This is a genomic window from Candidatus Sordicultor fermentans (assembly GCF_012728195.1).
Lineage (GTDB): Bacteria > Atribacterota > Atribacteria > Atribacterales > Caldatribacteriaceae > Sordicultor > Sordicultor fermentans.
Genome location: NZ_JAAYFP010000027.1, coordinates 1 through 12361 on the forward strand (window position 1 = coordinate 1; position 12361 = coordinate 12361).

A 12361-nucleotide genomic window follows, 5' to 3' on the forward strand; every position below is an offset into this window, starting at 1 on the left:
AAAACTTTACATAATATACATTATGGGAACTAAACTATTAAACCTGAACTTCAGAACCGAACTTCAGAAAGATCACAAATTTTAGCAGCGGCTTCCTTTCGAACCACGCATTTTATCATTACTTCTCCATCTTTCATAGTTTTAAGTTCTTCTATATACCCCTGCTGATATATTTCCTCTTGTATCAGTGGAAGCTGAGAGTGATTAACCTGCAAGCACAGATGTCTGACCTCGTGTTGTAAAGAAAGAGAAATTTTTTCTTTGAGCTCTTTTAATCCCGTTGTTTTCTGTGCCGATATGAAAGCATAGACATAATTTTCTTCGATTTCCCTTTCTAAAACCAAGGGTGACTGAAGAAGATCGATTTTATTGAATACCAAAATACGAGGAGAATTGTTTATTCCCAGCTCTTCTAGGATTTGATTTATAACTTGAAAATGGAGATAGTAATCTTCATCGGAAATATCTATTACTTCCAGGATCAGGTCAGCGTCTTTAATTTCTTCTAAAGTAGCTCGAAAAGCATCCTTTATAGTGGTGGGCATTTGCCGAATAAATCCTACAGTATCGGTAAAAAGAGTCTCTCCCACTCCAGGGATAAAAAGCTTTCTTGTGGTAGGATCCAAAGTAGCAAACATTTTCTTTTCTACATAAACCTGAGAACCAGTTAGGGCATTTAGCAAAGTGGATTTTCCAGCATTGGTATAGCCTACTAAAGCAACATTAGGAATTTTTCTTGCTCGACGCAAATTTTTTTGTACATCTCTCTGTCTCTCTATTTTCTGTAACTCTCGATTTAAGTGGGCAATGCGGTCTTTAATTTTCCTTCTTTCCACCTCAATTTTTTGCTCTCCTGGACCTCGGGTGCCTATACCTCCTCCTGTCTGGGATAGCTCTCTACCCTTTCCAGTTAAGCGACTGAGCTGATAACGGAGCTGAGCTAATTCTACTTTAATTTTCCCCTGAGCAGTGCGAGCTCTTTGAGCGAATATTTCATGAATCAAAGCATTCTTGGTATATACAGGAACTTGCCAGGTTTCTTCCAGATTTCTCTGTTGGGAAGGAGTTATTTCTACATTAAACAGAATAAAATTAGCCTCCGGATTATCCTCAATTAAGCTTTTGATTTCCTCTACCTTTCCCTTGCCCAAGTAATACTTATAAAAAGGTTTTTTTACTCGAGATTCTACTTCTGCCAAAATCTTCCAGCCCGCGCTCCAGGCAACTTCTTCAATTTCTCTTTTTTCTCCTTCCCAGGAAGAAAAAGAGCGATTGTTTCCCTGATCCACGAGAACCAGAATTCCCCTTTTTTCCTCCAACTTTTATTTATCACCTCCCCTGTAAAAGTTTTTAATAATATCCCAGTACATTTTCATCCTCTCTCTCAATCCCTTAATCAATCCTAATTTTTCTTCTTTCATTACTTGAGTGAGCCCGGGAAGCTTAACCAGCTTTACTCTTACTCCATTTTTCCGAATATAGCGATTAATAGCCACTTCTACTCCATAACGGGAAACTTCTATATCGGGAATATTTTGCAAGATGTCGATTCTTATAGCTCTCTGACCGGAAAGAAAAGGAGCAATTTTTTGAGCAAAATCAGTCGCAAAACGACCATCTTCGAAAATTCCGATGGTAACGTCAGCCTCCCCATCTATAACCGGCTTAACTAAATCTATTACATGCTGATGGGTAAGTCCTATTAAGTCAGCATCTAATAAAAGAACTACATTAGAAGTGGTATTCATCAGCCCCTGATAGAGAGCCCCGCCCTTACCCACATTATACAATAGCTCTACCACTTCTACTCCCCTACTTCGGGCAACATCTACTGTGTGGTCAGTAGAGCCATCACTTACCACTACAATCTGATTGAGGAAAGGGATAGCTTTTAAAACATCAATAATGGGACCAATGGTTTTTTCCTCATTATAAGCAGCTATAATAGCTGTGGCTTTAGCATTTATACTTACATTCACTTTTTCGTTAGCTCAGACTTTCGGAGCCAATTCCTCCTTTAATTTTAAAAGAAGAGTTAAAACCTCTTCCTTTTTTGTCTCCCATCTCTCGTTATTCTGACGAACTTTAATCTCTATTTTTCCCTCTTGGGACATTTTTTCTCCCACGATCACCTGAAGGGGAAAACCAATTAAATCTGCTTCACTAAATTTATAACCAGCACTGAACTCCCGATCATCTATCACTACCTCAAAGTCTCTTTTCTTTAGTTCCTGGTAAATTTCTTCCGCTGCTTTTCTTTGTTCTGCTTTTCTCCAGTTTACTGGTATTATTACTACTTCATAGGGTGAGATGCTAAGAGGCCACTGAATTCCCTTTTCATCATGACAAGCTTCGATGGCTGCAGCCATGGTCCTACCAATACCAATACCATAACAACCCATAATTAACGGTTTTTCTTCCCCATCCTTATCCACAAAATAAGCTTTCATAGACTCACTGTATTTGGTTCCCAGTTGAAATATATGACCTACCTCTATTCCCCTCTTCTCTTCCAAGCTATCTCCACAGTTAGGGCATTTTGCCTCCTCTTGGGTGGTGCCGAAATCGCAAGCCGGGCATACCAAGAATTTTTCTTCTCCAGAATCAGCCGGAATAAGAAACTCGTGTGATACCTCTCCACCGATTACTCCACTCTCGGCAAGAACAATTTTATAGGATAAACCACAACGACTGAAAACTCTACAATAAGCATTGTACATCTTTTCATAACTAACTCTCAACCCCTCAAAATCCCGATCAAAGCTGTACAGGTCTTTCATTATAAATTCTCGGGCTCTCATCACTCCAAATCGCGGTCTGATCTCGTCTCGAAATTTAGTTTGAATCTGATATAATAAAAGTGGCAGCTGGCGATAAGAACGAATTTCACGACGGGCTAAGTCGGTGATTACCTCTTCATGAGTAGGACCTAAACAAAAGTCTCTATCTCTACGGTCTTTTAGTCTGATCAATTCTGGTCCATAAATCTCCCATCTTCCTGTCTCTTTCCACAATTCTCCAGGGTGTAGAGCGGGTAGAAGTAATTCCTGCCCCCCTGCTCTATCCATTTCTTCCTTAACTATTTTGGTAATTTTATTAAGGGTGCGCAGCCCTAAAGGTAAAAAAATGTACACGCCAGAAGAGAGCTGTCTAATCATTCCTGCCCGTAACATCAAACTATGACTCGCAATTTCTGCTTCCTGGGGATTTTCTTTTAAAGTAGGAACAAAAAGTGAGGACATTCTCAAGGTTTTTTCTCCTCCATTTCTTTTGTAATCAAACGTATCAGTTCTTCTTCGGCTTCTTCTTGTTTAACCATTTTTATTCTCTCTCCCCGGGAAAAAAGAAGCGCTTTTCCTCGAGGGGCAAAAGCAAGACCCCAATCTGCTTCTCTCGCTTCTCCCGGCCCGTTCACTTCGCAACCCATTATAGCCACTTTACCCACTATTTTTATTTTCCTCTCTTTTACTTTCCGCTTGAAATCTCGGGTTAAGGCTACTACATCTCCTTTTCTTCGAGCACAGGTAGGGCAGGAAATTATCTCCAATCCTTTAGATCTCAACTTCAAGGCTTCTAAAATACTCCAGGCTACCCGGGTCTCCGAGACAGGATCAGGAGCAGTTAAAGAAACCCGAATATTATTTCCTATTCCTTCTCGCAAGATAATCCCTAAAGCGATGGAAGATTTTACAATCCCTTCTTCTCCCTCTCCTGCCTCAGTTAGCCCTACATGTAAAGGATAAGAAAAGGCTCGACTCAATTTATCATATATAGCAATGGTTTCCTCTATATCAGTAGACTTGGCAGAAAGGATTATATTTCTAAAGTTATTTTTCTCCGTAATAGATATTAATTCTTCTACACTATCAAAAAGTGCTTCCACTCGATTTTTTTCCCGATAGTGGAGAGGAAGAGAACCAGTATTAGCTCCTATGCGAAGAGCCAGGTTTTTATCATGTAATACTTTTATTAACTCCTCCAGCTTTTCCTTATTACCCGCTGTTCCCGGGTTTACTCTTACCGCATCTATTCCTAACTGAGCTGCTTTTATTCCTAATTCTAAATTGAAATGAACATCGGCTATTAAGGGAAGGTCCACTTGTTTTTTAATCTGAGAAAGACCGAAAAGAGATTCTTCATCAGGCACAGCTAAACGAAAAATCTCGCAACCTTCTTCTTGAGCTTCTCTTATTTCTCTTATGCTTTCTCTAATTTTAGCGGGATTCTCTCTCCCCATGGCTTCGACCCAGATGGGGTTTTTGCCTCCCACTTTTATTTTACCCAGGGGGATCTCTTTAGTATTTTCTCTTCTCATTTCCCCGCTACTATCCTCATAATATCCTGATAAGTAACAAAAATGGCTAAAGAAAAAATCAAGATTATTCCGATAAAGTAAACCCAACCTACTTTTTCTGGCTCAAGAGGTTTACCTCGGATCTTTTCGTAGAGAAAAAGCAAGAGGTACCCTCCATCTAAAACGGGTATAGGCAAGAGATTAAAAAGAGCCAAAGACACACTGACCACTGCAGAAAACATAAGAAGGTTCAAAAAGCCTAACTGAGCCGCTTGTCCAGCTATCTGGGCTATTCCCAGAGGCCCTGCCATTTCGGCTGGTATTTTTCCCAAGATGACATAAAGCAAACCCAGGGCAGTTAGAACAAACCAACTAATTGTTGTTTTAGCACTATGAAACAAAGTTAAGAAGGGATTTAACCTTTTATTTTCTATTCCAAAAACCACTTGAATAAGTGCTCGTTTTTCTGTTTCATTCCACTCCGGGATAACTTTAAGTATCATTTCTTCCTCTCCCCTTTTTACAGTTAATTCTATTTCTTCTCCAGGGTGGGAAGAAATAATACTGACTACCTCATCCAGGTTGGAAGCAGATCTCCCATTAACTGCTAAAATTACATCTCCTACTTTTATTCCTGCTCGGTCCGCTGGGCCTCCCGCTACCACTTCCTGTACTTTTAGGTTACCAGCGGGAATTCCTGTCACGCTGAAAACGATAAACAGCAAGACTATGGAAAGAACTATATTCATAATAGGGCCAGCTGCTACAATAAGGCTTCGTTGCCACAGAGGTTTATGGTCAAATCTTTTCTCTGGAGGAATGCTGACTTCTTCATATCCCTCAATGACGTTTCCCTCCATTCCCCCCATTTTTACGAACCCCCCCAAAGGGATGAGACGAATAGAAAATTCGGTTTCTCCACTTTTAAAAGATACCAGTTTGGGACCATAGCCTATGGCAAAGCTCAGAACTTGTACTCCACACCACTTAGCCATGATGAAATGTCCAAATTCGTGAACTATTATTAATAGACTGATGACAAAGATAAAAGCTAATATAGTTATTATCATTGAATATTCTTTCTTTCTAAAATTAACATTTGGGCTAACTTATAGCCCTGGTAGTAGATGGCTTTCACTTCTTCTAAGCTTTCTGGAGGCTTCACTTCTTGTTCTAAAATTTTTTCCAGAATAAGAGGTATATCTCCAAAACAAATTTCTCGGGAGAGAAAGGCGCTCACCAGAGCTTCATCAGCTCCACAAAAAAGCGCTGGATAACCCTTTCCTCTTCTACCCGCTTCTTTGGCTAAGTAAAAACCGAGAAATTTTTCTGGCACAGGATAGTCAAAGCTCAAAGACTTAATTTGAGAGAAGTCTAAACTTTGAAAGGGATTCGTCTCTCTCTTTTTCCCGGAGATAGCATTTAGAACAACCGACCTCATATCCGGGGGAGAAAGCAAAGCTAAGGAAAACCCGTCTTTCAATTCCACCAGAGCATGAATAAAACTTTCTCTTTGTATCGCTACTTCTATCTCTTCTGAACTGAACCCAAAGAGCGCAGAAGCTTCAATTACTTCTAACCCCTTATTTATCAGATTAGCAGAATCAATGGTAATTTTAACTCCCATTTTCCAGTTGGGATGAGACAAAGCCATTTCTGGAGTGATATCATCCCAACTCCCCTGCCATTCATAGAATGCTCCTCCTGAAGCAGTTAAATAGACCCGGGAAACTTCTTCCCTTTCAACCCCCTTTAGTATTTGCCATAGAGCGTTATGTTCACTATCCAGAGGAATTAGATTTTCTCGCCCTTTAAGAAGGTGAGATTTTAATTCCCCGGTTAAAATGATGATTTCCTTGCTGGCAACCCACAAGATACGGGATGTATCAATAAGTTTCCAAAACAAATCTAAGAATTCTATTCCACTCGCAGCGAAGAAAACCCCTTCTACTTCCTGAAGAATAACTTTTTCTAAGAGGTTGTAATCGGTTATCAAGGTGGTAGATGAATTTGCCCAGAGACTTTTTCTACCCCGGGGATTAAAAGCATAAGAAACATTTAATTCTTGGGCTTGTTCTCTCAATCTTTCTTCTTTGGAATATCCGGATAGAAGGATAACCTCAAAGTCCTTTCTTCTTTCTAAAACTTCTAATATCTGTTCCCCCAGATAACCAGTAGAACCTAAGATGGCTACTTTCATCTTCATCATCCTCCCCAAGATAACCTCAAAAGATAAACTAAAGGCCCAACCAGGAAAAAAGAGTCAAAACGATCTAAAATCCCCCCATGTCCGGGCAAAAAACTACCAGAATCTTTCACTCCTGCTCTTCTTTTCAGCGCTGACTCCCAGATATCTCCTAAGAAAGAAACCAGGGCTATCAAAAATCCGGTCAAAAGTCCCTGAGATAGAGAAAAAGAAATAGAGGGAGTAGTAAGAACTAATCCCATAATGGTTGCTGCCCCTATCCCTCCTGCTAAACCTTCCCAGCTCTTTCCTGGACTAATCTGGGGAACTATTTTATGTTTACCCCATTTTCTACCTACTAAATAAGCAAAAATATCATTTATCCATACGGGAAGCGCAAAAAAAACTATGCTAATCCGGCTGTAAGTAATACCCATTTTTACCCAGAAAAAGGGGAAGAAAGAGCAGTACAAAAACCCCAAAAGATAAAAAGCTACTCGCTCTACCATTCGTTGAGGCTTTTTAAGTCCCCATCCTATTAACATCAGAAACAAAATGTATCCTAAAAAAAGGATTGCTTTATAATCAATGCCGGTTAAAGAAAGGTAAAGAAGGACAAGGGAAACCAGGGAAAAACACATCCAGGAAGTCCATTCTTCCCTTTCATGAACTAACCGACCATATTCTCTCAAAGAACCAAAAGAAAGGAAGAAAAAAACTAAAATTAAAGTCCAGGAAGAAGAAAGGATTAAAAATAGGAAGAGAGGTAAAGCCCAGACTACGCTCCAGGTCCTTTTTCTCAAATCTGATGATTGAGCAATAGTCCTCAAAATCTACCCCCAAATTTCCTTTCCCGTTCCATAAAGTCCTGAAAAGCTTGATGATACTCTTCTATGGTGAAATCAGGCCACAAAGTGTCAGTGAACCACAGCTCGGTATAAGCAATTTGCCAGAGAAGAAAATTGCTAATTCTTCTCTCTCCTCCGGTACGAATTAAAAGGTCAGGGTCAGGTTGATTTCCGGTATCAAGGTAGGCACTGAAATTCTCTTCCAGCAAAGAAGCAAGAAGAGAATGGTTTTCCTGGTAAATATTTTTCACTGCTCTCAAAATTTCATCTCTTCCCCCATAGTTTATGGCTAGATTGAGATTCAGGTTTTCACCTCTCATTGTGTGTTTTTCTAAATCGTTCATCTGCAGAACTAAGTCCTCGGGAAGTCCGTCTTTCCTTCCCAAAAATTTTACTCTAACTTTGTTATCCTCCAACTCCTTGCCATATTTGTCCATGCTTTCTACAAATAGTCTCATCAAGCCCTGAATTTCGTTTACTGGCCTTTTCCAGTTTTCGGTAGAGAAAGCATAAAGAGTAAGAAAAGAAATGCCCACTTTTGCTGTTTCTTCTACCAGAATCCTTACCACTTCTACTCCCTTTCTATGCCCCTCCAGAGGAGGCAAACCTCGTTTCTCTGCCCATCTTCCATTACCATCCATGATGATGGCTACGTGCCTTAAGATCGTACCTATATAGTCATTATTTCTTTTTCTTTCTTTTCCCATAAACCATCCAAGTCATTTATGTGTTCATCGGTAAGTTTCTGTACTTCAGCTTGCGCTCTTTCACTCTCGTCCTCAGATATTTCTCCTCTTTTTTCCATTTTTTTGATTTTTTCATTAGCTTCTCGTCGAAGATTCCTGATAGCTACTTTAGCTTCTTCTATCCATTTTTTTGCTATCTTGGCTATCTCTTTTCTTCTCTCTTCAGTAAGAGGAGGTATGGCTATACGAATCACCCCTCCTTCTATTTGAGGGTTAAGTCCTAAGTCTGATTTCCAGATGGCTTTCTCAATGAGAGAAAGAGCATTTTTGTCCCAGGGTTGTATTATAATAGTGCGGGCATCAGGAGTGGTAATAGAAGCTATTTGCTTCAATTTCATAATTGTTCCATAATAATCGATTTCCAGATCTTCCACCAAGGCAGGAGACGCTCTTCCTGTTCTGACACGAGACAGCTCCTCCCGAGCTACATTTATAGCCTGTTTCATCCTTTTTTCCACATCTTTGATTACCAACTTTAAGTCTTCATTCATTTTTCTCCCTCCCTCCCTACTAAAGTTCCTATTTTATGGCCAGTAACTACTTTAACAAGGTTATCTGGCTCGTTGACATTAAATACGATGATAGGAATGTTGTTTTCCATACAAAGAGAAATGGCTGTAGAATCCATTACTTTAAGTCCCCGATTTAAAACCTCTAAATAGTCTAAACGGTCAAATTTATAAGCGTTTTTTTCCTTCAGGGGGTCAGCTTCATAAATTCCGTCTACCTTAGTAGCTTTGAGCAAAGCTTCTGCTCGCACCTCAGCTGCCCTCAAGGCAGCTGCAGTATCAGTAGTAAAGTAAGGATTACCGGTACCACCGGCAAATATAACTATCCTTCCTTTTTCTAAATGCCGGATGGCTTTTCTCCTGATATAGGGCTCAGCTACTGCCCGCATTTCAATAGCGGTTTGTACTCGAGTGGGAATCCCTTCATTTTCCAAAAAATCTTGCAAGGCCAGAGCATTAATAACTGTGGCTAACATTCCCATATAATCGGCAGTCACTCGACTGATGCCCTTATCTCCTGCCGTTCTACCTCGAAAAATATTTCCTCCTCCCACTACTATGCAAATTTCTGCTCCCACATTTTTAACCTTTTCAATTTCCTTAGTGATATAACCTAGAACCTGAGTGTCAATACCAAAAGGGAGAGACCCCATTAATGCCTCTCCCGATAATTTAATCAAGATCCTCTTAAATCGCAAAGAAGATAGTTGTTGATCACTCATTGTCTTCGCCCAGCTTGTAGCGCACGAACCTCCTGACTACTATGTTTTCTCCTAATTTAGCGATGGTCTCCATGAGAAGGTCTTTCACTTTTTTTTCTGGTTCTCTAATATAAGGCTGCTCTAAAAGACAATTTTCCTCAAAAAACTTTTTCATCTTTCCTTCTACAATTTTTTGCTTGACTTCTTCCGGTTTGTTACTGTCTTTTAGTTGCTCTCGGTAAATTTCTTCTTCCTTCTTTTTTATTTCTTCTGGAACATTTTCTGGAGCCACCCAGCGAGGAGCTTGAGCAGCTACCTGTAGGGTCAACTCCTTTACCAGGTAGCGAAACTCATCAGTGCGAGCAACGAAGTCAGTCTCGCAATTTACTTCTACCAGGACCCCGATTTTACCATCAGTATGAACATAAGCCCCAATTAACCCTTCCTGTGCTACTCTGCCCTGCTTTTTAGCTGCAGTTTCTAAACCTTTGCGACGGAGTATATCACAGGCTTTTTCTATATCTCCTCCTGCTTCTTCTAACGCTTTTTTACAGTCCATCACCCCTGCTCCAGTCAGATTTCGAAGCTCAAAAACTTCTTTAGCTGTAGCACTCATGAATTATCATCATCCTCCTCTTTTTCTGTTTCTTTATCCTCAATTTCTTCTAACCCTGAATCCTGGAGTTCTTCTAATATTTGCAAAGCATCTTCCTCTTGAGAAACATTTTCCTCTTCCTCTTTATTATCATTATTATCTACCACTATTTCTTCTATTTCTTCCATTTCTTCTATTTCTTCCGCTACTTCTGCTTCCTCTATTTCTTCCTGAGGAATAGCTATTCCTTCTGTAGCTATCATTTCTTGACCTTCGCTAGCCAGCCTCTTTCCTTCCAATACGGCATCGGCAATAAGAGCAGAAAAGAGGCGAATAGCCCGAATAGCATCATCATTTCCAGGAATGGGATAATCAATTTCGTCTGGATCACAGTTAGTATCCACGATAGCTATAATGGGGATATCCATCTTTCTTGCTTCTAAAACCGCATTTCTTTCCCTTCGAGGATCAACCACGAAAAGAGCGTCAGGCAATTTTTCCATGTCTCGAATACCGCTCAGATATTTTTCCAGACGAGCTTTCCTTTTTTTGATCTGCATAACCTCTTTTTTGGGAAGTCGCTCCAGAATCCCTTTCTCTTCCATTTCTTCAATCTTTTTTAACCGCTCGATACTCTGGCGAATAGTGGAGAAGTTAGTAAGCATTCCTCCTAACCATCTCTGGTTGACATAGAACATGCCACAACGCTGAGCCTCTTGCTCAATAGCTTCTTGAGCCTGTTTTTTGGTACCCACAAAGAGAAACATTCCTCCTTCTCGAGATAGGTCTCGAGCAAAATTATAAGCTTTCTCTGCCAGCTCCACAGTTTTTTGGAGATCGATGATATAGATATTGTTTCTTTCGGCAAAAATATAGGGTTTCATTTTAGGGTTCCAACGTCTGGTCTGGTGTCCAAAGTGAACACCAGCTTCTAGGAGCTGTTTCATAGTAACTACCATTATTTTAACCTCCTTCTGGTTTAACCTCTGTAGAGTTTCGCTCCTCCGGAGCACCAGAAACACTCTACATGTGTTTTTATTAAATTACCGCCCGTAAGTATACCTAAAGGATGAAATTTTTTCAACTTAATATCAAAAGGACTAAAGAATATAGCGAGTAACATCTTCATCCTGTAAAATGTCAGCAAGTTCTTGCAAAACGTAATCTCGATTTATAACTATCTTTTGCCCTTTTAAACGAGGAGCCCGAAAAGAGATATCTTGCAAAAGTCTTTCCATCACAGTATGCAATCTGCGAGCACCAATATTTTCCATTCTCTGGTTTAGCTCCTGAGAAATGTGGGCTATTTCCCGCAAAGCATCTTCCTCAAACTCTATACTTACTCCTTCAGTTTCCAGCAATGCTTTATATTGTTTAGTCAAAGAATTAAAGGGCTCAATTAATATACGATAAAGGTCTTCTTCCGACAGTGAAGACAATTCTACCCGGATAGGAAATCTTCCTTGCAACTCGGGTAAAAGGTCAGAAGGCTTGGTATGGGAAAAGGCCCCAGCAGCTATGAAAAGAATATGATTGGTTCTTACTGGACCATATTTAGTGAGAACAGTAGAGCCCTCCACTATGGGGAGCAAGTCTCTCTGCACTCCTCCCCGAGAAACATCTGGGCCATAGTTTCCCCCTGGAGAAACAATTTTATCTATTTCGTCAATGAAAACTATGCCTGTTTCTTCTACTCTTTTTATTGCCTCATTGCTTATTTCTTCCATATCGATTAGTTTCTGGACTTCCTGGTTGAATAATATCTCTCGAGCTTCTTTAACCTTTACTCTTCTCTTTTTCTTTCGAGAAGGGAAAACTCCGCTAAAGAGCTCTTGAAAATCTATTCCCAGACTTTCCATACCCCCACCAGCTATAATTCCCAAAGGTATAGAGCTTTCCTCTATCTCAACTTCAATAAAACGTTCTTCCAATTCTCCCTTTTTCAGTTTTTCTCTTAGCTTTTCTCGAGTAGAAGAAAGAGGCTTGGGCCAAACTACATCTACCCGAGGAGATTCTGCAGTTACAGTATCTTCATATTCCAGAGAAGAAGGATTAAAAGCCAAAAGATAGTCTAAAATCAGCTCCTCTACTATTTCTTTAGCTTTTTCTTCTTGATTCTTTATGCGTTCATTTTTTTCCATTCTCACTGCTAATTCAGTTAAATCTCTAATTATGGATTCCACATCTTTTCCCACATATCCTACTTCAGTAAACTTGGTAGCTTCTACTTTAAAAAAGGGAGCATTGGTCAATTTGGCAAGACGGCGGGCAATTTCGGTTTTGCCTACACCGGTAGGGCCGATCATGATTATGTTTTTAGGAGTTATTTCTTCGGCAACATCAGGAGGTAGCATCCTTCTCCGAATTCGATTTCTCAAGGCGATGGCCACACATTTTTTAGCCTCATCCTGGCCTACTATATATTTATTTAGCTCTTCTACTATTTCCTCAGGTGTCAGGTTCTCTTCTATTAAAGACATTTT

Annotated in this window: 12 protein-coding genes and 1 pseudogene; all 13 read right to left on the minus strand. The window is 40.0% G+C overall.

Going from position 1 to position 12361, the window contains the following annotated elements:
- Positions 1 to 50 precede the first annotated feature (50 nt).
- Positions 51 to 1319, minus strand: coding sequence for a GTPase HflX (gene hflX / locus GXZ17_RS01170; protein WP_409375459.1), 1269 nt, complete (start codon positions 1317 to 1319; stop codon positions 51 to 53).
- 3 nt (positions 1320 to 1322) lie between these two features.
- Entirely contained in the window at positions 1323 to 1979 is a 657-nt protein-coding gene (locus GXZ17_RS01175) for a glycosyltransferase family 2 protein (protein ID WP_409375460.1), read from the minus strand.
- Between the two features lie 12 nt (positions 1980 to 1991).
- On the minus strand, positions 1992 to 3248 hold the full coding sequence (proS, locus tag GXZ17_RS01180) for a proline--tRNA ligase (protein ID WP_409375461.1): 1257 nt from the start codon (positions 3246 to 3248) through the stop codon (positions 1992 to 1994).
- Entirely contained in the window at positions 3245 to 4315 is a 1071-nt protein-coding gene (gene ispG, locus GXZ17_RS01185; protein WP_409375462.1) for a flavodoxin-dependent (E)-4-hydroxy-3-methylbut-2-enyl-diphosphate synthase, read from the minus strand. The genes proS and ispG overlap by 4 nt, the downstream gene beginning before the upstream one ends.
- Positions 4312 to 5364 (minus strand): RIP metalloprotease RseP, encoded by a 1053-nt coding sequence (gene rseP, locus GXZ17_RS01190; RefSeq protein ID WP_409375463.1) that lies wholly within the window; start codon positions 5362 to 5364, stop codon positions 4312 to 4314. Before rseP ends, ispG begins: the two co-directional genes overlap by 4 nt.
- The gene (locus tag GXZ17_RS01195; RefSeq protein ID WP_409375464.1) at positions 5361 to 6494 is read right to left on the minus strand and encodes a hypothetical protein; all 1134 of its coding nucleotides are present in this window, start codon (positions 6492 to 6494) and stop codon (positions 5361 to 5363) included. The genes rseP and GXZ17_RS01195 overlap by 4 nt, the downstream gene beginning before the upstream one ends.
- 5 nt (positions 6495 to 6499) lie before the next feature.
- Complete coding sequence (locus tag GXZ17_RS01200; protein ID WP_409375465.1) at positions 6500 to 7309, minus strand: phosphatidate cytidylyltransferase; 810 nt, start codon at positions 7307 to 7309, stop codon at positions 6500 to 6502.
- Complete coding sequence (uppS, locus tag GXZ17_RS01205; RefSeq protein ID WP_409375466.1) at positions 7306 to 8034, minus strand: polyprenyl diphosphate synthase; 729 nt, start codon at positions 8032 to 8034, stop codon at positions 7306 to 7308. The genes GXZ17_RS01200 and uppS overlap by 4 nt, the downstream gene beginning before the upstream one ends.
- Positions 7998 to 8564 (minus strand): ribosome recycling factor, encoded by a 567-nt coding sequence (gene frr, locus GXZ17_RS01210; protein ID WP_409375467.1) that lies wholly within the window; start codon positions 8562 to 8564, stop codon positions 7998 to 8000. Before frr ends, uppS begins: the two co-directional genes overlap by 37 nt.
- Positions 8561 to 9304, minus strand: coding sequence for a UMP kinase (gene pyrH / locus GXZ17_RS01215; protein ID WP_409375468.1), 744 nt, complete (start codon positions 9302 to 9304; stop codon positions 8561 to 8563). Before pyrH ends, frr begins: the two co-directional genes overlap by 4 nt.
- A complete protein-coding gene (tsf, locus tag GXZ17_RS01220) occupies positions 9297 to 9899 on the minus strand; it encodes a translation elongation factor Ts (protein WP_409375469.1) in 603 nt (200 codons plus the stop codon). Before tsf ends, pyrH begins: the two co-directional genes overlap by 8 nt.
- Positions 9900 to 10126: 227 nt before the next feature.
- Positions 10127 to 10840: pseudogene (gene rpsB / locus GXZ17_RS01225) on the minus strand (30S ribosomal protein S2); the annotation flags it as partial.
- A gap of 138 nt (positions 10841 to 10978) precedes the next feature.
- A complete protein-coding gene (gene hslU / locus GXZ17_RS01230; RefSeq protein ID WP_409375470.1) occupies positions 10979 to 12358 on the minus strand; it encodes an ATP-dependent protease ATPase subunit HslU in 1380 nt (459 codons plus the stop codon).
- Positions 12359 to 12361 lie beyond the last annotated feature (3 nt).

Excerpts from the sequence above, each read along its gene's own strand:
- uppS (WP_409375466.1), bottom strand. The coding sequence starts at position 8,034 with ATGGGAAAAGAAAGAAAAAGAAATAATGACTATATAGGTACGATCTTA.
- pyrH (WP_409375468.1), bottom strand. The coding sequence starts at position 9,304 with ATGAGTGATCAACAACTATCTTCTTTGCGATTTAAGAGGATCTTGATT.
- hslU (WP_409375470.1), bottom strand. The coding sequence starts at position 12,358 with ATGTCTTTAATAGAAGAGAACCTGACACCTGAGGAAATAGTAGAAGAG.
- frr (WP_409375467.1), bottom strand. The coding sequence starts at position 8,564 with ATGAATGAAGACTTAAAGTTGGTAATCAAAGATGTGGAAAAAAGGATG.
- ispG (WP_409375462.1), bottom strand. The coding sequence starts at position 4,315 with ATGAGAAGAGAAAATACTAAAGAGATCCCCCTGGGTAAAATAAAAGTG.
- GXZ17_RS01195 (WP_409375464.1), bottom strand. The coding sequence starts at position 6,494 with ATGAAAGTAGCCATCTTAGGTTCTACTGGTTATCTGGGGGAACAGATA.
- rseP (WP_409375463.1), bottom strand. The coding sequence starts at position 5,364 with ATGATAATAACTATATTAGCTTTTATCTTTGTCATCAGTCTATTAATA.
- tsf (WP_409375469.1), bottom strand. The coding sequence starts at position 9,899 with ATGAGTGCTACAGCTAAAGAAGTTTTTGAGCTTCGAAATCTGACTGGA.